The sequence below is a fragment of the Mycobacterium sp. 663a-19 genome (assembly GCF_035616495.1).
GTDB lineage: Bacteria > Actinomycetota > Actinomycetes > Mycobacteriales > Mycobacteriaceae > Mycobacterium.
Map to the genome: position 1 here is coordinate 441,363 of NZ_JAPJAV010000001.1, position 21,654 is coordinate 463,016.

Below are 21,654 nucleotides of genomic sequence, written 5' to 3' on the forward strand. Positions count from 1 at the left end.
TACTGAGCACGGTTCGCCTCTCGATTCAATCGTCAGACAGGAGGCCGCGGTGCCCCGTTCCGCTGGTGACACCTGGGACATCGTGACCAGCGTAGGGTTCACGGCGTTGGCTGTGTGCGCAGCGCGTGCTCTCGATTCCGAGCTGCAGCCCCCGTTAGCCAAGGATGACTATGCTGCTCACTTTGTGGCTGCCGCCGGTGAGCCGAACCTCGCCGCCGCAATTCACAACGCCGATATGACAAGCGCTACCGCCTTCAATGCCCAATGGGTGGGCGTGCGTACACGCTTCTTCGACGAGTTCTTCGTCGAGGCCATCGAGGCTGGGATACGGCAGGTGGTGATCCTGGCAGCCGGCTTGGATAGTCGCGGGTACCGATTGGCGTGGGCGGCGGGCACCAGGGTGTTCGAAGTCGATCAGCCACGAGTGCTGGAGTTCAAGCAGCAGGTGCTTGACCAAATACGCGCGGTTCCAACAGCACAGCGCCTCACAGTCGCAACGGACCTGAGAGAGGACTGGCCCAGTGCGCTTACGAAGGCGGGTTTCGAGCCCGACCAACCGACCGCGTGGGCACTCGAAGGGTTGCTCCCATATCTGCCTGGCGCCGCCCAGGATGCGCTTTTCGAGAGGCTGCACAAGCTTTCGTCAGATGGCAGCCGGATTGCCGCAGAACTAGGTCCAGACCCTGGGGAGGTGGGGGAATTCGCACAAAGCATCGCGACGATCAGCGAGTTGAAGGCGCAGCGTCCAGTCTATGATCTCTGGTACGACGACCCGCGACTGGACACCAAACGGTGGCTCGCTGAACGTGATTGGAACGTGAGAGACGTCGATCTTGTGGATAAAGCCGGTGCTTACGGCCGACCGTTTCAGGGGTTACCGTCGATCTTTGCCCGATTCATGCGCTCCAAATTCTTTACCGCCATCCGCGTTCGCTGAACAGGGCAGTCGACGGTCGCAGCAGTCCGCGACCAGCCTGCGGTGCTCATCGGCGAAAGACGGCGCAGCCGTCAGGGAGGTCACTGTGCGGACGCTCGAATCGTAAGGGGCGGTTGGGTCTTGGCGATGACTTCCTCGACCGAGACGTCGGGCGCGGTCTCGATCAGGTGCAGTCCGTCGTCGCAGATGTCGATGACCGCAAGCTCGGTGACGATGCGATTCACGCAGGCGACCCCGGTCAACGGCAGCGTGCACCGCTCCAGGATCTTGGGGCTGCCGTCCTTGGCGGCGTGCTCCATCATCACGATCACCTTGCGGGCGCCGTGCACCAGGTCCATCGCCCCACCCATGCCCTTGATCATCTTTCCCGGGATCGTCCAGTTGGCCAGGTCGCCGGTGGCCGAGACCTGCATGGCGCCCAGCACCGCGACGTCGAGGTGCCCGCCGCGGATGATCCCGAATGACGTTGAGGAGCAGAAGAATGCCGCCCCGGGAAGTGTGGTGACCGTTTCCTTGCCCGCATTGATCAGGTCGGGGTCGAGCTGCTCGCGCCGGGGATACGGGCCGACACCCAGAATCCCGTTCTCCGAGTGCAGGATCACGTGCACACCCTCGGGGATGTGGTTGGGGATCAAGGTGGGCATCCCGATGCCCAGGTTGACGTATTGGCCGTCTTCAAACTCCGCGGCGATGCGCGCGGCCATGTCGTCCCTGCTCCACGTCATGGCCGCACCGTCTCTTTCTCGATCAGCTTGGTTGGATTGGGCACGTGCACCACCCGCTGCACGAACACCCCCGGGGTATGGACCGTGGCGGGGTCGATTTCTCCTGGCTCGACGAGGTCTTCGACCTGGGCGATGGTGATCCGTCCGGCCGCCGCGCAGTCGGCGTTGAAGTTGGCCGCCGCCTCGCGGTAGACCAGGTTGCCGTGGCGATCCCCCTTCCAGGCGTGCACCAGGGCGAAATCGGTGCGGATCGAGCGCTCGAGAACGTAGGTGACGCCGTCGAACTCGCGGGTCTCCTTGGCCGGCGACACCACCGCCACCTCCCCGGAGGCGTCGTAGCGCCAGGGCAACCCACCGTCGGCGATTTGAGTGCCGACCCCGGCCGGTGTGTAGAACGCCGGAATACCCATGCCGCCGGCGCGCAGCCGCTCGGCGAGCGTGCCCTGGGGGTTGAGTTCCACTTCGAGCTCGCCGGAGAGGAATTGGCGGGCGAACTCCTTGTTTTCGCCCACATAGGACCCGGTGGTCCGGCGAATCCGCTTGTGCTGCAACAGCAACCCCAGCCCAGCGCCGTCGATGCCACAATTGTTCGACACCGTCTCGAGATCGGTGACACCGCTATCGACCAGCGCGGCGATCAGCGCCTCAGGGATGCCGCAGACCCCGAATCCCCCCACCGCCAACGACGACCCGTCGGCGATGTCCGCCACTGCCTCGGCAGCACTCGCGACCACCTTGTCCATTGCCGCAAAGCCTCCTCGCCGCGCCAGCACTGACCGCGCCGCTTAGACGGAGACGCGATACCGGCCCACCTGCCGTTGGTCGCGAATGAGCGTCTTAGCTCTGACTGGTTTCGAAAATCGATGGAACTGGCGCTTGAATGCCGAAGCTATTGGCGATGGTGGCGTGAGCGACATAGCGACCGCACATCAACGCGATGGCGATAGCACCTTTCGGTCCTAGCCCTCGCACAAGGCCGTCCAATTCAGCGCTTGTTCCGCGCCCATGGTCTTTGAGTACTGCCAGCACCCACTTTTGGGCCGCCCGCTGCTGTGGTGTGAGATCTGCACGTTCGGGATCGAGCAGCTCAACAGCGGCGACCCACTCCTTACCGAGGCCGAGTTTCACCGATAGCCGCTCGTGCTGGTGGCGCTCGTAGTCGTTACCGGTTGCGGTGGCGACAGTAAGAGCGACGATCTCAGCGAGGTCATCGGGAAGCGCACGTTTGGTGGCATCGGTGTAGTCGATGAACGCGGCCAACGCTTCCGGCTGATGGGCGGTGACCTGGAAGAACGTGCCAAGGTAGCCGAGGCGATCAATCTTGGATTGAAGTCGCTGCCTAACTTCGGGATCCAACTCATCTATTCCAATTAGTGGGACGCCGGCAAGATCCCGCTCTTCACTATCGACGTCTGATGTTTTCGACGCAGAATTGGTGTTTGTCATGCATTTCCTCCTTGGGCAGGGCTAGCTGGTGCTGGTGTGGTTGAGGTCAGTTCGGTGTCAGCGCCGACTTTGCCGACGGAAGACGCACCCCCCGGTGAGCCGAGCGGCGCAGATCGGCCTGGAAGGGGCGCGTCGAAGAAGTGCGCGTTGTCTTCCATCCACTCGGGTGCGGCGTCTGGACCGTTGGTGATCGCATCCACCGGACAGACCGGAAGGCAGGCGCCGCATTCAATGCACTCCTGCGGGTGGATGTACCGTCGGCGGTCACCTTCATAGATGCAGTCCACTGGGCAGGAATCCACGCATGATCCGTTGAGTTCTTCGATGCAGGCGGGACCGATGACGTATGGCATAGGATCACCCCTCTCTCGCCGCTGCCGGACGCATCAACTCGGTCGAATGGCCGGGGAAGATTGGTTGTCCTGGATCAAGTTGGGCTGCAAGGTTGTTCACAGCGGTCGCTGCCTCGCCGAAGCCAACGGCCATGATGCGGACCTTACCGGGATATGTGGTGACATCGCCGACAGCGAACACTCCCCGGATGTTGGTGGCCATTGTGGAATCGACAACAATTTGTCGACTTTCGATTTTCAGCCCCCACTTCAGCAGCGGCCCTAGGTTGGCGATGTGACCCAGGGCGGGAATCAACGCTTGCGTCTTGATCGTTTCGCTCGAGCTGCCTGCACGTACAGTGATCGCTTCAAGCCACTGATCACCATGAGCGGCAACCACTTCGCTGTCCAAAATCACCCGGGCGCTGCTCTGTTGAAGTTGCTTCACGGACATCGGATGTGCAGTAAGATTGCGCCTGCGGTGGATCAATGTCACAGACCTGGCTACCGGGCAAAGCATGTTGGCCCAGTCGACCGCGCTGTCACCGCCACCGACGATTACGACATCGACGTCGACATAGCAGGGGACATTGCGCAGTGTGTAGTGGACGCCACGCTCCAGGTAGTCATCAGCGCAGTTCAGTTTGCGGTTCTGGAAGCTACCGATACCGGCTGCGATGATTATGCCGCTGGCGCTGATCTGACGTCCGTTGTCCGTGACAACCCTGAACCGACGCCGACGACCCTCTGGCTCGCTGGAATCATGCTCTACTGCAAACATTTCCACGGACTGTTCGCCGAGGAGCCATGCGGGCCGTGAAAGCTCGGCTTGCGTAGTCAAGGATGCTACTAACGCGGAGCCCATCACCTCGGGGAGGCCGGCGACGTCATAGATTGGTTTGTCCGGGTACAGCGCCATGAGCTGGCCGCCGGGTTGGGCCAGTGAATCCAACAACGCCACGCTAAGCCCCCGCAGCCCGGCATAGTACGAGGCGAACAGGCCGCTAGGGCCAGCGCCGATGATGAGGACGTCGGTGTCAACAGGGGGTGGGCCGGGATTGTTCACGGCTTTGCTGGAAGGGTCTCGGCCAGGAATTCGGTGGTGTTGAGCCAGGCCTTTCGGGCGGCGTCAGCCACATACTGGGCCGGCCGCGCATCACAGTGGAAGGCATGTCCGGCGCCGGTGAAAACAACCAGGCGTAGGTCAACGGCATAGCGCTGGGCAGCCGCCTGGATAGCTGCGAGGTCCTCCGGAGGTATCGTGGGGTCAGCGTCTCCTGCAAACATCAGCACCGGCCCGCTGATACCGCCTGTGTGGTCGAGCAGGGCGTGAGGACCGCTGGCGATGCCCGGTCCGTAGAACACTACTGTTGCCGCCACCGGCAGCTTCGTCGCAGCGGTGAACGCGGCCCGGCCGCCGAAGCAAAATCCGATGACCGCCGTCCTGTCGGCGGCGATCCCTTCGACATCCGCGAGATGCGTTAGTACAGCGTCGATGTCGGTGATGAGCGGTGCAGCCCCCAGTTCCCCGATGAGCCGCATTGCTGTATCGCGGTCGGTGTAGTCCACAGTCTCGGTTCCCGAGCGATGGAAAAGGTCAGGTGCCACTGCGAGATATCCTTCAGCAGCGAGCCGCCGGGTGACGTCCTGAATGTGGTCATTGACCCCGAAGGCCTCCTGTAACACGACGACTGCCGCCGAAGGTTTTACGGCTTCGTCGTCGCGGGGCCGGGCCCGGTAGAGCCGCATAGGGCCGTCGGCGGTGGTCAGCGTCAACCAGTCGGCAGTCAATTCGCCGGCAGCGGCAGTCATGAGGCGAAGCGTTCCTTCCTGAATCTCGGTAATGGATTGGGTTTAGTCCCATATGAGGGCTTGGTTGGGGCGTTGGTCCTCGGTGAATGCGGCATAGGCCTTGGCTGCGGCGGGATGCAGCGCAATCGGCGTTGTCGCGATGGCCTGCGGGTCGAGCGGGTAGCTCAGCGGGCTGCGATCCGGTGGAATGTGGCGATATTGCACTTCGAGCGCTTCGCGGGTCGCGACCATGCACCAGGCGATCAAGGCGGCGATGTCGTCGGGCAGCGCATCGGTGCACAGCAGCAGAAAATCCGAGAACTCGAGCGCGGTCAGGTCGTGTTCGAGGCTCGGCAAGTAGCCTTGTGGGACAACCGCCGACGGCCAATGCCACGCGTTGAAGGTGTCGAGGACAACAGCGGGTGTGTCGAGATATACGACCGGTCGGTGGTCGGTGATGCGCTGCCAGGCCGGCATCATAATCGCCTCGTGAACTAGCACATTGGCGGCTCCGTCGCGGAAGGCCGCGATCGCGGGAAATGGTCGCTCGTCATACAGCCAGGAACCGCCAGCGGCGTCCAAGGCGGCAGCCTCGATTCCTATCGCCTGCAATTGGCGGTGCGCGGCCAGACCGACCAGATTGACCCCGTCATCGGGGCTAGTTGCGATGCGTAGCTGGGACATTCGTCCGGCCAGCTCTTGCATCGACCGTACGCCCAACTCGGCGTCCACACAGGTGACGAGGCGGTCGCGCTGCGGCAACGTGCCTAATGCTCGCAACCGGTCCGAGCGGTCAACAGCCAGTGGTCCAGCACCGGGGACCATTCCCATAGCCACCGTAGGCGTCAAGAGTGCCACATCCGCTTGCCCGGAGAGCACAGCGTGGATCGCATCGGCGCCGCCACGTCCAGAACGGATCAGGAACTCCGAACCCGGCTCGCATCGATCACCGACTTCCTGAGCAAGCCAGCCGCAGATGCGATGCAGGTTGGCCTGGCCCCAATCACCCTGCAGCGTCAAGGTGATTCGGCGGTCGAGCACGGGCCCGCCATGGCGCTGGCTATCCGATTGAACCTGCGTCATGAAGTCGGGATACCTCCGACCATTGCCTGTAGGCCAGCGGCGTCGAGCGCGAACTGGATTTCGTGGATCTCCTCGAATGGGAAGCCCACTCGCTCGAATTCGCGTTCGAGGTCCTCGCGCTTTTCGGCTTGGTACACCGACACAAGGAAACCGCTGTACATGTCGACGTACAGATTTTGGAAGGTAGCGTATTTCGACTCAGCGACATCTGGTGCGTTGTTGGCGATTTCGTCGGCGGAGAGGCCGGGGGACAGGTGGGTGGTCAGATAGAGCGGCATGGTTGTGTCCTTCGGTAGATGGTCAGAGTTATTGGGTTTGCAGTTCTGCGCGCAACTGCTCAGCGAGCGGTTTCCACGCCGTGAAGGGTTCCATGTCGATACGAGGGTGTTGGGCACCGCAGCCGCTGCAGTGCCGCAATGCCTCGTCCTGATTGAATGCCACGCATTCGTCGTAATAGACTCCCTGCGAGATCGTTTCGGCGGTGTCCCATTCGCAGCGGTGCAGTTCGCGGTCGCAGCCAGGGCAATACCAGGCAATACCCTCTAGGCCGGCCGAGCGCGCCTTGTAGCGCAGCTGAACACTCTCCTCTGATGGCACGATGCGGTGTGGTGTGCCAGCCGGTACATAAACGTGGTCTCCGACGGACATCGAAAACCGATTGACAGAGGAGTCCTTCAAATATATTTCAGCGGTGCCGGCCATCTGTGCGACTACGGTGTCCTTGCCGCAGATGAGGTAGAACGGCTGGGGGACCGTATTTCGCGACATATACAGCTGTGGGTCCACCTTCTCCGGCAGCACCGGGACTTCTTCGTAGTTGCCGATGTCCTGGGCCGTTTTGAATGTGTGCAGCATCCGACGACGGTCCATGGTCACACCGCCTCAGGTTCGCGCGAAGCGGCTGCCACGGCACGCAAAGCGCGTTTTGCCGATTCTGATGTGCGGACCTGCGCAACGTAGCGATTCCAACCCCACTTGTGGTGTGGATGGGGCGGGTTGACGTTCCCGCATTTGGGACAGGTACGTGCCGATTCCTCGTCGTAGGCGACGGCCGCACGATCGCTGCCCCAGATGGTCGGAAACATCTGCACCTCGTCATCGATACTGCCGCCCCACTGGTTGGGGTCATGTCCCTCAACACCTTTGGGAGTTGCGTTGTAGTCGAAGCGCACCAGCTGCTCGGAGCACTTCTGACACCGAAACAGGATCGCCTCACCTTGATCGCCGTCCTCGGCCTGGTGCTGGGTGATGGTCATCAAGATGAATGCCTCGGGGTCGGCAGAATTGCGCAGAAACGAATTGACGCCATGGAGTTGCTGGGTCACAAAGATTTGGCCGCTCTGCAGCATGGCTTGGTTGGCGCCAAACGTGACCGCGACTTCTTCGACAGTGTTGTAGTGGAAGAAGTGACCGAATGCGCTGTCGGCGGGGTCCCCGGTCATGATTGCGCCGCAGGGCACAATGGCACCGGCATCGTGATAAGGGAACAAGGGAAGCAGCTGGCATGCCGCTCCGGTCATGAGGTCGAAGACATTGACCTTCAAAGGTTCCCGCCCGCCGGCCGGCGGAGGGATTCTCCTTGTCCTTTCGGGTGCCGATGCCGCTCCTGTCACGGTCTGCGTCATGTCGATCTCCTTTCTGTGATCGTTTCCGTGCTAGAGGTCGGCCGCGGCGGCCAAGACCGCGTCGCAGCGCCTTTCGACTTCGGGTGTGGCGGGCGACATCGGCAGTCGCTCTTCATTGGTGGGTAGAAGTCCGCGCTGCCACATCATGTACTTCACTGGAATGGGGTTGGTATCGAAGAACACCGATCGATTGAGCTCCCACAGCAACTGATGCAGTCGGCGCGCCTCTGTGAGCTTGTCGTCGTGGACTGCTTGGTAGAGCGCAGCGACCGGGGTGGGGAATACGTTGGCGACCGCGTTTACCATCCCCGCGGCGCCGACGGCCAGCATCGGCAGCGATACTTCCTCGAGTCCTACGAAGATGCGAAACTGGGGACCCAAACGCAGCAGCACATCGGTGACCCACGCCAAATCGGTGGACGCGTGTTTAGCACCCACGAAGTTGTCACAGCGCTCAGCAATCGCCTCGATGCTGTCCGCGGTCACAGACACGGCCGAACGCACGGGGATGTGGTAGAGCAGTACCGGCTTGCTGGTGTTACGGCACACTACTTCGTAGAACTCAACGAGTCCTCGCTGTGGCGGGCGTGTGAAGGCCGGCGTCACTACCAAAACGGCAGCGGCACCGATGTCTTCGGCGTGCCGGGTCAGTTCGATGGTCTCCGCCAGAGAAGGGGCTCCCGTTGCGACCATAACTGGCAAGCGTCCGTCGGCAGCCCCGATTGCCGTGGCAGCCAACTCCTTTCGCTCGGCAACTGTGAGAAGGGCCGGCTCGCCGCTGGTGCCTGCCACCACGATCCCGTGGCTGCCTGACTGGATTTGGAAGTCCACCAGTTTCTCGTAGGTCCCTAAGTCGATGCGCCCATCGCTAAACGGGGTCACAATCGGTGGATAGGACCCACGTAACTCCTCGGGCGCGAGAGTGATCATTCTGCGGACCGGTTCGTCGCGAAACCCGACTGCACGCCTAGCAGCCTCGCCTGCCGCTTCAAATCCTCCTGCCACAGCAGTGATTCCAGCGCGATGTGGAATGGCTGGTCTTGGATGGTTAATTCGTGGACATGCTCGTCGGGCCCGCTGGCGTGGTGATGCACGGCCCAGCCCGGCGCCGATAGCATCAGGTCGCCAGCCTCCCAGTCGTATCGTTTGCCATTGACCAGGCTATGACCGCGGCCGTGGAAGTAATAGTTGATCGCCGCGGATACGTGACGGTGCGGACGGTCAACAATTTTGGGCGGACGTATCGTGATGGTGGCAAAGAAATTTGGGGTGGTGCCGTTCGTGCGTCCAGTCGCAGGGTTGTAGAGCAGATACAGCCGCCGACCCCGATAGTCCGATCCCAAAGCTGAGAGTTTGCCAAGGTTGTCCTTGACCCGCTGCCACGGCCAATGCAGCGCCGGGCTTTCGATGTTTGGCGGACTGATGAGCTTTTCGTAGGGCATCAGCCATGCGCCCTCGTCGGTCAGCTGAAAGACGCCAAACGGACTCTCTTTACCCTCATCAGACTGCGCTGGCTCGTCGGAGGGGCGGGGGATTTCTTCCGGAGGATTCTCTTCCACCAGGTACACGCCAAGTTGGTCGAGGAGAGCGGCGTTGGAGTAGGTTAGCCGCACTTGCGGTTTATCAGTGTCGTTCATGTGACGAAATGTGGTCCACGAGGGGTGATTCCACACATCGAACTCTCCGAAGCTGAATTTTTTGTCACCAACCACAGCCGTTCCTTCACCGGAGATGCAGAACGAGACCTGGGTTGCGTTGTGACGGATTGGCGCCGTGCTTTCCCCGGGGAGCAGCACGGCCAGCGTGACTCGGATGCCCGGCGCGAGACCATTGCCAGGCGCAGTGGCCTTCGGGTGAACGATTAGAGACTCGCGTCGGCCGTTGCTGGGGCGTGGTTGCTTGCTCAGCCGGGTGACTTCGGCATCGATTTCCGCTTTTGTGATTAGCACTGGTTCCCAGAAGTCCAGGCTGGCGGGGGCGGGACGGTCGCTGACGTCGACAAATAAAGACATCAATTGCTCCATAATCTGGGTTGGTGCCGGGGTGAAACTGATAGCTTGCGGCCCACATTGGCGGCGATGGCCCGTTCGAACACCACTTCGGCCACTGCAAGGTCAGATATGCCGGTACCTAACGCTTTAAAGATCGTCAGACCGTCGCCCTCTAGCCGCTCGTTCGATGCGAGTACCAAGCCGAGCGACAACACGTGGGGGGCGGTGGTTGCCGACAACTCACGAGGTGAGAGCCGACGTGCGGCGGCCACGTCATCGGCAACGACGCGACGGGCCTGCGCCACGACTGCGGGCTCGAGTTCCGCGCGTTCGGGGGTGATCGCACCAACGGCGTTGATGTGGACCCGATCGGCAAGCATCGATGTGTTGATGAATGGTTCGGTTGCCCGCGTCACCGTAACGATGACGTCGGCCTGATCCACCGCCTCGGCGACTGAACTGGCTGCGCGCGCCGCGATCCCGGAGCGCTCGGAGATTTTCTGCGCGAAGGTTGTGCGGTGTTCGGCCGTGGGGCTGTAGATGGCGATGTCCTGGATTTCGCGCACCGCCGCCACCGCTGCGATCTGACCTTCGGCCTGCTTGCCTGAGCCAATCACGGCCAGCCGGTGACCGTGGTCGGCAGCCAAGATCGATGTGGCCGTCCCCGTGATAGCGCTGGTCCGCAATTGGCCCAGTGCGAAGGCCTGGATGATTGCAACCAACTTTCCGGTGTCCACGTCCCACGCAGCCAACAGGGGAGTGGCTCCGCCCCCGGTGTGCGCCCAGGTCTTTGATACTGCGAGCCCCGTCGACATTGCCATCGCTCCAATGGCGTGCATGCTGCCGCCAGCCCAGGAAGCGAACGTCTTGGGCATCGGCACGATGTCTCCTGCTGCGGCACGCAGATAGGCGTCGCGAGTCGCGCTGATGGCCTCAGGCAATGAGACCAACGTGGCGACGTCATCTTCGCCAATCCAACGTGGCGGTCCGCCATCGGACTGCTCCTGCAGCCGCGCGGCACCCCCCGTGCCGGCGTGGCTCAATACGGGTCCGCTATTCACCATGATGAATTAGTGTGCTGGCGGTCACACATGATGTCAAGCCGATTCGGCATAATCGTCATGCTGAATTTCGGAGGTGTTCAGATGGGCGCAGAGGAACGCGAGTATGGCCAGGTAGAAGCGCCCGCGCTGCGCCGTAGCGAGTGGGACGCCGCGATCAGCAAGCGGCCGGCCACCACCCGCTCCGAACTGGCTGCTCAAGCAATCGCGGCGAGCATCAAACGGGTCGGACCTGGCGGAAGGCTCGGAACCAAGGAAGAGCTGCGACTTCAATGTGGTGTGTCCGTCGGAACGCTCAACGAAGCGATTCGGCTGCTCCAAGCCCGCGGCCTCGTTACCGTTCGGCCAGGCCCGGGGGGCGGGTTGTTCGCGTGCGATCCCCCTCCAATGGTGCGGCTCGGCAACGTCATGCTGGCACTGGACTCCCGCCGGACGTCGGTCACCGACGCGGTGCGCATCCGCCGGGCACTCGACGCGTTGCTGATCGAGGACGCCATATGGCACGCGAATGCCGCCGACATCGGCGTGCTGAAGGCACGACTCGCTGACATGGCTGCGGCCGCCGAAACCGGCGACGGCATCGCTTTCCTGCATGCCAATTGCGCCCTGCACGCCCAGATCGCCGCGGTGAGCCCGAATGCGATGTTGAGCTCGATTTATGTCGGTCTGCTCGACGTTATCGAAGCCCACACGCTCGCGGTCGTGCCTGCCGCCGGAGAGCCATTGCCCGAGTCGCTCTTGCAGCGTTACCACCTGCACGCCCGGTTGGTCGACGCGATCGTCGTGCAAGACCCGGCAGGGGCTCTGGATGCACTTGCTCAACACAACGCCACCATCGACTGACGCCAGGCCATAGGCACCACCTCGATACGAGTACGTACTCTTTTGCGCCATAACTTTACGTAAAAGCGTTGTGGTCTTGAAACATTATCGATACGCTATCGTACGCTATGACGTCAGACACAGTCCCGGCGGCCGCTGCACAAAGTCGAGGCGCCAGCCGCGCGGCCGCGATACTGGACGCAACGTTGCAATTGCTCGGCGAGGTGGGATACGACCAGCTGAGCATTGATGCGGTTGCTGCACGCGCCCGGTCGAGCAAGGCAACGATCTACCGACGCTGGACGGATAAGTCCTCGCTTGTGTGTGCCGCCCTGATCTCGGCGTCTGAACGTCACCCCGAATTGCCGTCAGGCGCAACCAGCTTGAGAGAAGATCTGTTAGCACTAATTGCGCTCTTGGCCAAGGTGGCTACGGTCGAGGACCCGGGCGCCTTTGCCAGTCTGCTCGCCGCGGCGCAGAAAGATCCGGCCATCGCGACGGCGGTACGCGCTACCGCGGTCGAACCACGCAGGCGTAACTGCCGTGACGTGATCCAGCGCGCCATCGGTCGCGGGGAACTGAGTGATCCGGGGTTGGCCACCGTCCTATTCGAAACCGCGATCGGGCAGATGATGGTGCGCTTCTTGCTTCAATCCGATGGCTTCGATGATGCCCGGCAGATCGACTTCGTCGACAACACCCTGATCCCTGCACTAAAAGCACACGACATGGAGGCTCGCCGCAATGCCGATCACTGAACCCGATCTCGAGCAGGTCGAAGATGACATCGCCGAACTGCTGCGCACAGAAGAGATCGGCTCGCTTGCAGTGGTTGGCCCGACTGGTGCGCCGGCAGTTTCGATGATGCACTTCGCATCTGACGGCCTCGTCGTCTACCTGCACACGTTCACCTACTCGCGCAAACACGAGGCCATCGCTCGTGACGGCAGAGTCAGCTACACGATCGCGGCCATCCCACCCGACGGCTTTTACGGCCGAGGACAGCTGCGCGCGATTCAGGTTGAGGGTCTCGCCACATTCGTCACCGATCCTGCGGAGATCCAGCGCGCGGTCGAGGTCAGCCGCGAGCAATTCGAGTGGATGAAGGATTTATCGCTGTACGACACATTCGACAAAGGAACCGCCCATCACCAGACGTTCATCAGGATCGATCCGGTGGAGGCCCTGTGGAACGACAACCGGGTGCGGTTGTTGTGGCGCAAGATCGTCAACTTCACGCCGGACGGCAGACACGTTGCGTCGCTCTCGCCCTATGAAACCAAACTGCGAGCCGCCGTGCCCGCCGATGGAGACGGGAGCCCGACCTCATGACACTCACCCATGCAAGTGCTTGGCTGATGGTCTCGTTCGCGGGGCTGTTCAGTGGCGGCATCTTCTTCGTCGCCGTGGAACGACTCAATCTGTGGCGACGAATGCCGGTCGACCAATATGTCGTCGACTTTCGTCGGTCGTTGTATCGGCTCGATCCGTTGATGCCCATCCTGGGAACCATCGCAGCGCTCAGCGCAGTGGTGTTTGCGTTTAACACCGGGGGCCGTGCGTCGACACTGGCGTGGATCGGTGTATCGCTCATAGGTGTCATCATGGTCGCTTCGATTGCCGTCGCCGAGCCAATGAATTCGAAATTCCGTCGCCTGTCCGAAGGTCAAGCTCCCGAGGGTGTCGACCAGTTGCGGGTGAGTTGGCGCCACTTCCACTGGGCACGCACCGCCGTGGCACTCGCCGCCCTCGCCTGCCTTGCGGCTGCCATCGCCTAGACCATGCAAGCGTTCACCCGGGATGGCAACGTCGCCAGCGCATTTGCCGAAAGGCGAGGCGAGACCTCGCTTGCGGCAAATGATTTCGGTGTCTCCCGTGGGTGGCCGCGTCGGGTCGAGGGATGCTCGACTATCGGCGAGATCCATGCTTGTCGTCGATCCTGCGTAGCTGGCCCATGATGGCGACCAGTCTCAGCGACACGCCCTCGCAGGAGGAGTCGGCCGCTGACGTCCTGGACGCGGTGACAGCAGGGCGTGCGCGCAGACCAACCGCCAGGCGCTTCGGCAGGGTAGGCACCGCGACATCGCGGGTCCGTTCGATTCCGGCCCGATCGCTCGCCACAGTGGGTCGTGGTGCGGCGCTGGCCGTGGCCGTGCTGCGCTATTCCGTTCTTGACACCCTCACGTTGAGGCTGCCGGTTGGCGAGTTGTTGGTGCAAGCGTGGTTGTTGCTCACGGTAACGGCGATCCCGGCGGTCCTGATGGCCATCCCGTTCGGTGCGATGGTGTCGGTCGTGTCCTCGGGCCTGGTCAATCAGGTGGGCGCAAGCTCACTTCTCGGTGCAGCAAGTGGCGCAGGCGTTGTGCGCCAGGGCGCGCCGATCACCGCGGGATTGCTGATGGGTGGAGCCGCGGCGTCTGCTATCGCCTCCGACTTCGGTGCGCGGGCGATTCGCGAGGAGCTCGACGCGCTCCGCGTGATGGGTATCAACCCGGTCCGCAGACTCGTGGTCCCGCGATTCTTGGCGTTGGTGGCGATCGCGCCGATCCTGATTGTCGTCATCCTGGTATCCGGCACAACGGCCTCGTACATTCTCGCGGTGACGCTCAGCGACGTGACGCCCGGAAGCTTCTGGCAGTCATTTGGTCTATTCGCGCAAAAAACAGATGTCTGGTTTGCCATGGCCAAGACTGTTGTGTTCGCCGCAATCGTCGCGATCGTTTCCTCGCTTCGGGGCATGGAAGCGACGCGCGGCCCGCGCGGTGTCGCCGATGCGGTGAGCTCCTCAGTCGTGCTCAACGTCATCTGCATCGTGATCGCGAACCTGGCGATAACTCAGCTTGAAGTGATGTTCTTTCCGACGGTGGTCGCCTAATGGCCACTCCATCGGCGTTGTTCCCGACGCGATTGCTGTCAATGCGGCCAGTCCGGCAACCCCTGATGGAAGCCGGGCGGTGGGTCGTCTTCATTGGCCAGACGTTGTGGTACCTGCCACTGACCCTACGCCGGTACTACCGCCAAACATTGCAGGCCATGAATAGTCTGGCCTGGGGGCGAGGCTCGATAATCGTGGACGGCGGCACGATCAGCGTATTGATCCTGCTCGGTATTGCCGTGGGCGCCTCGGTGGCGATCGAGGGTTTCGCAATCTTGAACCTCATCGGATTTGGCGCGCTCTCAGGCATCATCGGTGGCGTTGGCACCGTTCGCGAGATCGGTCCGCTGGTCGCCGGTATCGCCTACACGTCCCAGGCCGGTTGTCGAATGACCGCCGAGATCGGGGCGATGCGTATCTCTGAGGAGATCGACGCCGTTGAAGCACTTGGACTTCGGCCGATCCCATTCGTAGTCGGGACACGCCTTGTCGGCGGGCTATTGGTGGTGATTCCGGGATATTTGCTCACCCTGGTCGCCGCATTTTTCGTGCAGAACGTGTTCATCACGACGCTGTATAAGCAGCCGGGCGGGACGTACGGCCACTATCTGGCCATGTTCCTCACGCCGACCGATCTTGCCTACTCGGTGATCAAGGCCACGGTCTTCTGCATCGCAGTGACGTTAATCCATTGCTATTACGGATATTTCACCTCGGGCGGACCGGTCGGCGTCGGTAAGGCCTCGGGCCGCGCCGTACGCGCAAGCCTGGTCACCGTCATGGTGCTGGATTTCACGCTCACCGTCGCCCTTTGGGGTCTTCAGCCGCAGTTCGTGTTCCGGGGGTAGGGCGATCATGTTGCTCAGGGGCTCGCAGGAGTCGCAGGAACGAAAGTTGATGATCGCCGGCGCCGTGGTCGTATTGTCGGCTATCGCAGCTGCTTTCGTCATCATGTGGCATCCCTCGGCGTCCCAAAAAACCGATCGGATCTCGGTCGCGATCGACACCCCTTACGTTGGCCAAGGCGTGCGTGAGGGGACCGCCATCGTCATGCATGGCGTCCAAGTGGGAGTCGTCAAATCCATCAGCAGCTTGCCCGGCGGCGGTGTGCGGGTGCTCAGCGACCTACAGAAGGGCCCAACCGCCGAACTTACCGACACCATGAAAATTGAGTTCCGGCCCATCAATTATTTCGGCGTCACCGGCATCACCGTCGCCGCTGCATCGGGCGGACGACAACTTCGCGACGGCATTCGGATCAATACAGTGCCGCAGCCCAATGCGACCCTTCAGGCCGTCTTATCCCGCCTCGGTGAGGTGTCGGTCAGCGCCTTGACCCCCCAGCTGATATCGGTCATCGATCGTGCCGTGCGATACACCGATGCGCTCAACCCGCTCATCGAGACAGTACTCATCGCCACGCACGCGGTCGCCGACGTCCAGAACGTCTCTACCGCGCGCCTGTTGACCAACACGACCGGGGTCGCGGTGGCCTTTCCGACGTTTACCGACGCGCTGCTCGGTGCAGGGGAGGATTTCACCGCCGTACCCCGCCGATACACCGACGAACAGTGGCGCACCGGCGTTCAGGAGGCATACCGCGTCGGCTCGACCGAGCTCTTCGGCGGTTTCGGACGACTTGAGTCCAACTACGTTGATGACTTGCTGCCTGCGATCGACGGCGTTAAGGCCCTGACCGATCCCGTACCCGCCTTATTCAGGCCGGACGACTTCGCGAATACCCTTGTGCAGCTACGTACCCGGTTGCAGAAGTTGTTCGCCGGAAACGGTGAACAACGCGCCCTCCAGGTAAAGATTGTCCTGGACAACTTGCCCGGAGTGGCCGCTCCACTGGCCGCGATGGGAGGCCCGCAATGAGCGCCAAAGCAGCACTGTGGCGACTGGCCATCAGCGCAGCAGTCGCCGGCGTCCTCCTAGTTCTGCTCTTAAGCGGCATCTCACAGCCCGTCAAGGTTCAAACCCGCACGTACACTGCAAAATTCACCGACATATCCGGCCTTCATGATGGAGCCGACGTGCGTGTTCGCGGAGTCCTGGCTGGACGGGTGCTTGCTACGGCGCTGCAGCGACAGCAAGGACAAAGCGTTGCGTCCGTGGACTTCACGCTCGACAAGAAATACGGGGTAGTGTCCAACACCAGGATCGCGGTCAAGTACCAAACCCTTACCGGCGCACGCTACCTCGATGTGCTGAACCCCGCAGAGGAATATGTGCCGGCCAGTCTGGTGACGTCGGTACCAACGGCGATGACGCAACCGTCCTTTGACGTCACGCGACTATTCAACGGTCTGCAACCCGTGCTCGCCACGTTAAACCCGGAGCAACTCAACGCCTTTGCCGCCAATGCCGCCAACTTCTTGTCCGGTGATGGAAGCGGCTTTGCGCCAGTGCTGGAAAGCATCCATAAGCTCACCCAGTTTCTGGCGGATCGCCAGCAGGTCGTGGCCACCCTGATGCGCAATCTCGCCGACGTCGCCGAGGTCATGTCAGGCCATGCCCACGACCTGACTCAGATCATCGACGGACTGAACACGCCCATCGACAGCGCGCTAACGGTGTTGGACGAGTTCCGCAAATCTCAACTCTACGGACCTGATTTCGTCGAGCCGCTTCTACGCCTGCTAACCAACGTGGGATTAAAGCCGGATGACGACATCGATAGGGCTCTAGATACGGCACTCAATAACCTGGACAGAACCCTGGACGCGTTCAAACTTATCCCGGTCATGTGGGAAAACATCCCCCCGCCCGCCGCCGCGGGGGAACCGCAGCCTTGCGCTCGAGGTCGCGCACAGCTGCCCACGACAATGGACGTCCTGCTGAACGGGCAACGGGTGGTGCTATGCAACCGATGAAACTTCTGCGCAACCCGGCGTCGTGGGGCGCTGGCTCGCTGGCGCTCGCTACCGTGGTGGCCATCGGGGCGGCCGTGCTCTATGTCAGCCCCCCCGGTCAGAAGACCGTTACCTTCTACACCGACGATGCGGCTTCGGTCGTGCCGGGAGATCAGGTGCGGATCGCGGGCATCCCGGTGGGCAAGGTCAAGGATGTGTCGCTCGAGGCCGATCGGGTTCGGGTGCGGGCACGCGTCGATAACAGCGCCTTCGTGGGGAACAAATCCGCCATCGAGGTCCGGATGCTTACCGTCGTGGGCGGCTACTACGTCAACCTGATTTCCTTGGGTGAGGCCCCATTGGGCGCCGGCACTATTCCGCTGGAACGGGTGACAATGCCTTACAGCCTGGTCCGCACGCTCAATGATGTGACAAAGGTTACCGACAACCTTAGCGCGAGACCCCTCAACGAGTCACTCAACCAATTACAAACCGGCCTGCAAGGCAATAATGTCGATACCTTAACCGCGATAATTGATGCGGGCAACGCCATTATGTCGACAATTGACCGGCAACGCGGTCAAATCACGTCAATCTTGAATCTTAGCGATGAATATATTCAACGATTGGCAGAATTTCGCACCGAATTTAAAACGCTCGTCGAAAAGGTCGCTATCATTCAGTCGATCTTGGAACTCTACAGCAAAGGGTTCGGCGGCGCCCTCTGGGGCATAGGGGTCGCGATCGACGCGCTCAAACCAATAGGTCTTTTTTATGACAAGCATCGAGCGCAGTTCCTCGAGAAGGTGCGCAATTTTTTGGCGAAGGGTCGGCTGTGGATTGACCACAACGGAGTGGTCGTGCGGGGCTTGCGGGACCTGCAGCACCACTTCGAGCGGATCCTTGACGTGCAACAGGACCGCCCGGAACTGTTAGCCACCGACCTGTGCATACCGATGCCGGGATCGGCATGCTAGCGAGGACATCGCGAGCGTATCGCGTGCGCCGAGCGGGCGCAGTACTTCTCTGCGCTGCCGCGGCGGCGCTGATGTGCGGCTCGTGGACGCCATTTCGGCAAGAGCAATACCTCGCCTATTGCGCCATCATGCCCGACAGCGTTGGACTCTACGTCGGCAATCCGGTCACCCAGATGGGTTACAAGATCGGCGAAGTCAGCGCTATCACCCCAGCTTTACGTGACGTCCGGATTGATTTCAAAGTCGACAAAAGCCGCCCGCTGCCGGCCGACGTCAGAGCGGTAACCAGATCGCCGTCGCTACTGGCCGATCGAGCGTTGGAACTCGTCGGGAACTACACCTCCGGTCCGCAACTGCTCACCAAGGGCTGCATTCCACTCTCGAGGTCATCGACTCCGAAGAGTCTGTCGGACATCATCGGTTCGGCGACCAGCTTCCTGAACGCGATCAACCCTGAAGGCTCGACGAATATTGGCGACGTTGTCGCCGGCCTCGACCGGGCGCTTCACAGTAACGGGCCGGGCTTAAATCAGCTTCTGACCACATCGTCAGCAGTGCTCGATGCTCCCGATCGTGCGGTCAGCGATATACGTTCCATCATCACTAACCTAGCCACCTTGACGGCAACGCTCAGGGAAATCAGCGGGCCGCTCAAGTACAGCATGCTCACGACCTACAAAACCACCGAAGACGTTGAAAAGGCCCTGGCCACTCCCGTCTTTCAAGGCGTGATCCCACTGGTGGGCGCGGCCTCTGACATCGAAGTTGAGCTCGGCGACGAGATCCAGACGGTGCTGAACGATGCGGAATGGGCGCTTCGGAAATTCGGTGCACACTCCACGTTGTTCGCGAGTCTGATGAAGCCGTTCCCCGTTTTGATCAACTGGTTGGAACGGCATGCCAACGACAAGCAGTTCTTCACGATCCGATACCGGCCGCCGTTGTATCGCATCGCGACCCCCGTCGACGGGCTGATCACCTGCGCAAGGCTGAACGCCGCGAGCCCCGGGAGTTGCACGGACGTGGGCGGAAAACCGTATGCGGTGGACGTGGCGCTATTGCAGTACGTGCTGAGTCAGGCGGCCCAGCGATGATGCGCCGCGTCACATCCTTGGCGATCACGATCGCAGCAGTCGTTGGTGTCTCGTCATGTGCGTCGATCGACGTGAACGCCCTTCCGGCGCCGGGCAATTCGTTTCAAGGTGGCTACACCCTGGTGATGGAGTTCGACAACGTCCTCAATCTGCCGGCCCGCGCGAAAGTGACGCTGGACGGGATCACCGTCGGAATCGTAACTGGCGTGGCCATTGCAGCTAATCACGTGGACGTCACGACACGTATCGACCCCGCCGTGTCTGTTCCCTCCACCATTCATGCCAGCCTGCAGCAGGCCACCGTGCTGGGCGACATCTACGTTGCGTTGAGCCGCCCACCCGAGAGCACGCCCGCGCCCCCGCTACCACCGGGCTCACGGCTCCCCGTGGCACAAACCACGTCGCCGCCGCAGCTTGAAGACACCATCAGTCACCTGGCCGATTTCGCCGGCAGCGGATCCCTGGAAAGAATCCAGAACACGATCATCGGCATCAACCGGATAACGCCACCCCCAGCCGACGTCCGAAAAATTGCGTCGCAGTTTTCCACCGACATCTCCGACCTGTCCAACAACATCGACAACGTCGACCTTCTGCTGAACGGCGCCGCTCAGACGGCCCAAGCCCTGCACAACCGGATACCCAACTTGCAGACGTGGTTCACCACGCAAGGCATGCACGGTTGGAAGCACGCATATGACCTGTACCAGTACACCGGCACGGCTTACCCGAGCGTCGGCACCATCTACTCGGGCGGATTTTGGATTGTTCCGCTGCTGAATTCGATGGCAGACGCCGCAGGAGCCGTCCAAAGGTCGAAATGGGCATTCGAAAGTGAGATTCACGAATGGCGAAAGCTATTTACGGATTACTATCTCCCCCAGGATAAATATCCGGCCATCAATATCACATCCATCGTCGCGCCCGATGGTCGAGAATTATCAGGCAACGTGCACGACGTGTTGCGGATCTTGGGTGCGATGCCATGATAGCCAAAGGTGCATTATCGTTTACTGCATTTGTGATCATGATTGTGTTCGCTGTCGGGTATTTCACATCAATGGGTGTCAGTTTGATGCCTCCATCAGAGCGCGCCCGCATGTCCATGGAGGTACACGACATCAGTGGCTTGGTTGTCGGATCGAGTGTGCAATTGCGGGGCGTTCCGATTGGCGAAGTCACCAGTATCTCCACCTCACTTTCGGCCGCGACCGTCAATTTCTATGTAGACAGCCGGTTTAGAATCCCCGTGGACAGCGATGTTCGGGTGGAAAATTTATCTGCGCTTGGTGAGGCTTACATCGAATTCCTGCCGCGCAGTGAAAGCGGGCCGATCCTTCAGGATGGCCAGCGGTTTGCTGCCGAGGCGATAACGCAGCCGCCATCGATCTCCGATTTGGCGACAACGGTGGTACGGGTACTCAACCAGTTTGACCCCGCGGCGCTGAAACGCATTATCGGTGAAGCCGATGCGGCCTTGCCGAGTCCTACCGCGGTGCTGCCCAATTTGTCGCGCGCAGCCACGCTCCTGAGGAGCACCGCAGCGACCATGCATGGGAAGGGGCGCGACCTTCTCGACAACTTCCAGGTGCTGTTGCGCAACGCACAATGGGTCGGCCCAGTACTAGCCTTCAACACACCTTGGCTCACCAAGATGGGCAACGATTTCGCAGCACTGAACGATGCGGCGGTGGTCCTGCATGACCGCGGGGCACCGCAGACTCTGCACAACCTCTCGCACTTGGTCGGCCGGCTTGAGCATTTCCTCGACCATTCCGGTGGAGATATCAAGGTCCTGATGCAGTCGATGCTGCCTTACCTGAACGACATATCCGGAGCCTTGATGAACTTCGATACCGCCCAGATCTTTCGCAATATGTTGGCCTCTGTCCCCGAAGAGGGCGCTGTTACCCTCCACGTCACCATTCCCGATGCCCGCGCAGCTGAAAATCCGCCGGCGGGCGTGCCCGCCACTCCGGCCGCTCCCGGACCCACGACGCCAGCAATCAATCCACCGCTGCCGTCTGCTGCGCCTCCGAC

At 61.4% G+C, this 21,654-nt stretch carries 25 protein-coding genes and 1 pseudogene; 13 read left to right on the forward strand and 13 right to left on the reverse strand.

Features of this window, described 5'->3' with window-relative positions; translation table 11 throughout:
- Positions 1-49 precede the first annotated feature (49 nt).
- Complete coding sequence (locus OQ968_RS02255) at positions 50-937, forward strand: SAM-dependent methyltransferase (RefSeq protein WP_324674213.1); 888 nt, start codon at positions 50-52, stop codon at positions 935-937.
- Between the two features lie 80 nt (positions 938-1,017).
- Here the strand turns inward: OQ968_RS02255 and OQ968_RS02260 are convergent, their stop codons facing one another.
- From OQ968_RS02260 to OQ968_RS02320, 13 genes are all read right to left on the reverse strand, one after another.
- Positions 1,018-1,662, reverse strand: a complete 645-nt coding sequence (locus OQ968_RS02260) for a CoA transferase subunit B (RefSeq protein WP_324674215.1) — start codon at positions 1,660-1,662, stop codon at positions 1,018-1,020.
- A complete protein-coding gene (locus OQ968_RS02265) occupies positions 1,659-2,405 on the reverse strand; it encodes a CoA transferase subunit A (protein ID WP_324674217.1) in 747 nt (248 codons plus the stop codon). Before OQ968_RS02265 ends, OQ968_RS02260 begins: the two co-directional genes overlap by 4 nt.
- Positions 2,406-2,499: 94 nt before the next feature.
- Positions 2,500-3,108 (reverse strand): carboxymuconolactone decarboxylase family protein, encoded by a 609-nt coding sequence (locus OQ968_RS02270; RefSeq protein ID WP_324674219.1) that lies wholly within the window; start codon positions 3,106-3,108, stop codon positions 2,500-2,502.
- Positions 3,105-3,461, reverse strand: coding sequence for a ferredoxin family protein (locus tag OQ968_RS02275; protein ID WP_324674221.1), 357 nt, complete (start codon positions 3,459-3,461; stop codon positions 3,105-3,107). The genes OQ968_RS02270 and OQ968_RS02275 overlap by 4 nt, the downstream gene beginning before the upstream one ends.
- A gap of 4 nt (positions 3,462-3,465) precedes the next feature.
- The gene (locus OQ968_RS02280) at positions 3,466-4,506 is read right to left on the reverse strand and encodes an NAD(P)/FAD-dependent oxidoreductase (protein ID WP_324674223.1); all 1,041 of its coding nucleotides are present in this window, start codon (positions 4,504-4,506) and stop codon (positions 3,466-3,468) included.
- Entirely contained in the window at positions 4,503-5,252 is a 750-nt protein-coding gene (locus tag OQ968_RS02285) for a dienelactone hydrolase family protein (protein ID WP_324674226.1), read from the reverse strand. Before OQ968_RS02285 ends, OQ968_RS02280 begins: the two co-directional genes overlap by 4 nt.
- 42 nt (positions 5,253-5,294) lie before the next feature.
- The gene (locus OQ968_RS02290; RefSeq protein WP_324674228.1) at positions 5,295-6,314 is read right to left on the reverse strand and encodes a hypothetical protein; all 1,020 of its coding nucleotides are present in this window, start codon (positions 6,312-6,314) and stop codon (positions 5,295-5,297) included.
- Entirely contained in the window at positions 6,311-6,592 is a 282-nt protein-coding gene (locus OQ968_RS02295; RefSeq protein ID WP_324674230.1) for a hypothetical protein, read from the reverse strand. Before OQ968_RS02295 ends, OQ968_RS02290 begins: the two co-directional genes overlap by 4 nt.
- A 28-nt stretch (positions 6,593-6,620) precedes the next feature.
- The gene (locus OQ968_RS02300; RefSeq protein ID WP_324674232.1) at positions 6,621-7,169 is read right to left on the reverse strand and encodes a hypothetical protein; all 549 of its coding nucleotides are present in this window, start codon (positions 7,167-7,169) and stop codon (positions 6,621-6,623) included.
- A gap of 17 nt (positions 7,170-7,186) precedes the next feature.
- The gene (locus OQ968_RS02305; RefSeq protein WP_324674234.1) at positions 7,187-7,939 is read right to left on the reverse strand and encodes a hypothetical protein; all 753 of its coding nucleotides are present in this window, start codon (positions 7,937-7,939) and stop codon (positions 7,187-7,189) included.
- A gap of 30 nt (positions 7,940-7,969) precedes the next feature.
- Positions 7,970-8,869 carry a 4-hydroxy-tetrahydrodipicolinate synthase gene (dapA, locus tag OQ968_RS02310; protein ID WP_324674235.1) on the reverse strand — a complete coding sequence of 300 codons (900 nt, stop codon included), beginning with the start codon at positions 8,867-8,869 and terminating at the stop codon, positions 7,970-7,972.
- Positions 8,866-9,951, reverse strand: a complete 1,086-nt coding sequence (locus OQ968_RS02315; RefSeq protein ID WP_324674237.1) for a cupin domain-containing protein — start codon at positions 9,949-9,951, stop codon at positions 8,866-8,868. The genes dapA and OQ968_RS02315 overlap by 4 nt, the downstream gene beginning before the upstream one ends.
- Positions 9,951-10,994, reverse strand: a complete 1,044-nt coding sequence (locus OQ968_RS02320) for a hypothetical protein (RefSeq protein ID WP_324674239.1) — start codon at positions 10,992-10,994, stop codon at positions 9,951-9,953. The genes OQ968_RS02315 and OQ968_RS02320 overlap by 1 nt, the downstream gene beginning before the upstream one ends.
- Positions 10,995-11,075: 81 nt before the next feature.
- On the opposite strand from OQ968_RS02320, the gene OQ968_RS02325 reads away from it, so the two are divergent.
- From OQ968_RS02325 to OQ968_RS02380, 12 genes and pseudogenes are all read left to right on the forward strand, one after another.
- Complete coding sequence (locus tag OQ968_RS02325) at positions 11,076-11,834, forward strand: FadR/GntR family transcriptional regulator (RefSeq protein WP_324674241.1); 759 nt, start codon at positions 11,076-11,078, stop codon at positions 11,832-11,834.
- Positions 11,835-11,941: 107 nt separating this feature from the next.
- The gene (locus OQ968_RS02330) at positions 11,942-12,571 is read left to right on the forward strand and encodes a TetR/AcrR family transcriptional regulator (protein WP_324674243.1); all 630 of its coding nucleotides are present in this window, start codon (positions 11,942-11,944) and stop codon (positions 12,569-12,571) included.
- On the forward strand, positions 12,558-13,145 hold the full coding sequence (locus tag OQ968_RS02335) for a pyridoxamine 5'-phosphate oxidase family protein (RefSeq protein WP_324674245.1): 588 nt from the start codon (positions 12,558-12,560) through the stop codon (positions 13,143-13,145). Before OQ968_RS02330 ends, OQ968_RS02335 begins: the two co-directional genes overlap by 14 nt.
- A complete protein-coding gene (locus OQ968_RS02340) occupies positions 13,142-13,591 on the forward strand; it encodes an anthrone oxygenase family protein (RefSeq protein ID WP_324674247.1) in 450 nt (149 codons plus the stop codon). Before OQ968_RS02335 ends, OQ968_RS02340 begins: the two co-directional genes overlap by 4 nt.
- Before the next feature lie 179 nt (positions 13,592-13,770).
- Complete coding sequence (locus OQ968_RS02345; protein WP_324674249.1) at positions 13,771-14,688, forward strand: ABC transporter permease; 918 nt, start codon at positions 13,771-13,773, stop codon at positions 14,686-14,688.
- A 41-nt stretch (positions 14,689-14,729) separates the two neighbouring features.
- The gene (locus OQ968_RS02350; protein WP_324675020.1) at positions 14,730-15,536 is read left to right on the forward strand and encodes an ABC transporter permease; all 807 of its coding nucleotides are present in this window, start codon (positions 14,730-14,732) and stop codon (positions 15,534-15,536) included.
- Between the two features lie 49 nt (positions 15,537-15,585).
- Positions 15,586-16,566 carry a Mammalian cell entry related domain protein gene (locus tag OQ968_RS02355; protein ID WP_324674251.1) on the forward strand — a complete coding sequence of 327 codons (981 nt, stop codon included), beginning with the start codon at positions 15,586-15,588 and terminating at the stop codon, positions 16,564-16,566.
- Positions 16,563-17,564 (forward strand): MlaD family protein, encoded by a 1,002-nt coding sequence (locus tag OQ968_RS02360; RefSeq protein ID WP_324674253.1) that lies wholly within the window; start codon positions 16,563-16,565, stop codon positions 17,562-17,564. Before OQ968_RS02355 ends, OQ968_RS02360 begins: the two co-directional genes overlap by 4 nt.
- On the forward strand, positions 17,561-18,520 hold the full coding sequence (locus tag OQ968_RS02365) for an MlaD family protein (RefSeq protein ID WP_324674255.1): 960 nt from the start codon (positions 17,561-17,563) through the stop codon (positions 18,518-18,520). Before OQ968_RS02360 ends, OQ968_RS02365 begins: the two co-directional genes overlap by 4 nt.
- Positions 18,490-19,614, forward strand: coding sequence for an MlaD family protein (locus OQ968_RS02370; RefSeq protein WP_324674257.1), 1,125 nt, complete (start codon positions 18,490-18,492; stop codon positions 19,612-19,614). The genes OQ968_RS02365 and OQ968_RS02370 overlap by 31 nt, the downstream gene beginning before the upstream one ends.
- Entirely contained in the window at positions 19,614-20,603 is a 990-nt protein-coding gene (locus tag OQ968_RS02375; RefSeq protein WP_324675022.1) for an MlaD family protein, read from the forward strand. Before OQ968_RS02370 ends, OQ968_RS02375 begins: the two co-directional genes overlap by 1 nt.
- Positions 20,600-21,547 (forward strand): annotated as a pseudogene (locus OQ968_RS02380) (MlaD family protein); the annotation flags it as partial. The gene OQ968_RS02375 and the pseudogene OQ968_RS02380, both read left to right, overlap by 4 nt.
- Between the last annotated feature and the right edge of the window lie 107 nt (positions 21,548-21,654).

Bases quoted from the DNA above. Each gene is read 5' to 3' on its own strand.
- OQ968_RS02260 (WP_324674215.1), bottom strand. From the start codon at position 1,662: ATGACGTGGAGCAGGGACGACATGGCCGCGCGCATCGCCGCGGAGTTT.
- OQ968_RS02265 (WP_324674217.1), bottom strand. From the start codon at position 2,405: ATGGACAAGGTGGTCGCGAGTGCTGCCGAGGCAGTGGCGGACATCGCC.
- OQ968_RS02270 (WP_324674219.1), bottom strand. From the start codon at position 3,108: ATGACAAACACCAATTCTGCGTCGAAAACATCAGACGTCGATAGTGAA.
- OQ968_RS02275 (WP_324674221.1), bottom strand. From the start codon at position 3,461: ATGCCATACGTCATCGGTCCCGCCTGCATCGAAGAACTCAACGGATCA.
- OQ968_RS02285 (WP_324674226.1), bottom strand. From the start codon at position 5,252: ATGACTGCCGCTGCCGGCGAATTGACTGCCGACTGGTTGACGCTGACC.
- OQ968_RS02290 (WP_324674228.1), bottom strand. From the start codon at position 6,314: ATGACGCAGGTTCAATCGGATAGCCAGCGCCATGGCGGGCCCGTGCTC.
- OQ968_RS02295 (WP_324674230.1), bottom strand. From the start codon at position 6,592: ATGCCGCTCTATCTGACCACCCACCTGTCCCCCGGCCTCTCCGCCGAC.
- OQ968_RS02300 (WP_324674232.1), bottom strand. From the start codon at position 7,169: ATGCTGCACACATTCAAAACGGCCCAGGACATCGGCAACTACGAAGAA.
- OQ968_RS02305 (WP_324674234.1), bottom strand. From the start codon at position 7,939: ATGACGCAGACCGTGACAGGAGCGGCATCGGCACCCGAAAGGACAAGG.
- dapA (WP_324674235.1), bottom strand. From the start codon at position 8,869: ATGATCACTCTCGCGCCCGAGGAGTTACGTGGGTCCTATCCACCGATT.
- OQ968_RS02315 (WP_324674237.1), bottom strand. From the start codon at position 9,951: ATGTCTTTATTTGTCGACGTCAGCGACCGTCCCGCCCCCGCCAGCCTG.
- OQ968_RS02320 (WP_324674239.1), bottom strand. From the start codon at position 10,994: ATGGTGAATAGCGGACCCGTATTGAGCCACGCCGGCACGGGGGGTGCC.
- OQ968_RS02325 (WP_324674241.1), top strand. From the start codon at position 11,076: ATGGGCGCAGAGGAACGCGAGTATGGCCAGGTAGAAGCGCCCGCGCTG.
- OQ968_RS02330 (WP_324674243.1), top strand. From the start codon at position 11,942: ATGACGTCAGACACAGTCCCGGCGGCCGCTGCACAAAGTCGAGGCGCC.
- OQ968_RS02335 (WP_324674245.1), top strand. From the start codon at position 12,558: ATGCCGATCACTGAACCCGATCTCGAGCAGGTCGAAGATGACATCGCC.
- OQ968_RS02340 (WP_324674247.1), top strand. From the start codon at position 13,142: ATGACACTCACCCATGCAAGTGCTTGGCTGATGGTCTCGTTCGCGGGG.
- OQ968_RS02345 (WP_324674249.1), top strand. From the start codon at position 13,771: ATGGCGACCAGTCTCAGCGACACGCCCTCGCAGGAGGAGTCGGCCGCT.
- OQ968_RS02350 (WP_324675020.1), top strand. From the start codon at position 14,730: ATGCGGCCAGTCCGGCAACCCCTGATGGAAGCCGGGCGGTGGGTCGTC.
- OQ968_RS02355 (WP_324674251.1), top strand. From the start codon at position 15,586: ATGATCGCCGGCGCCGTGGTCGTATTGTCGGCTATCGCAGCTGCTTTC.
- OQ968_RS02360 (WP_324674253.1), top strand. From the start codon at position 16,563: ATGAGCGCCAAAGCAGCACTGTGGCGACTGGCCATCAGCGCAGCAGTC.
- OQ968_RS02365 (WP_324674255.1), top strand. From the start codon at position 17,561: ATGAAACTTCTGCGCAACCCGGCGTCGTGGGGCGCTGGCTCGCTGGCG.
- OQ968_RS02375 (WP_324675022.1), top strand. From the start codon at position 19,614: ATGCGCCGCGTCACATCCTTGGCGATCACGATCGCAGCAGTCGTTGGT.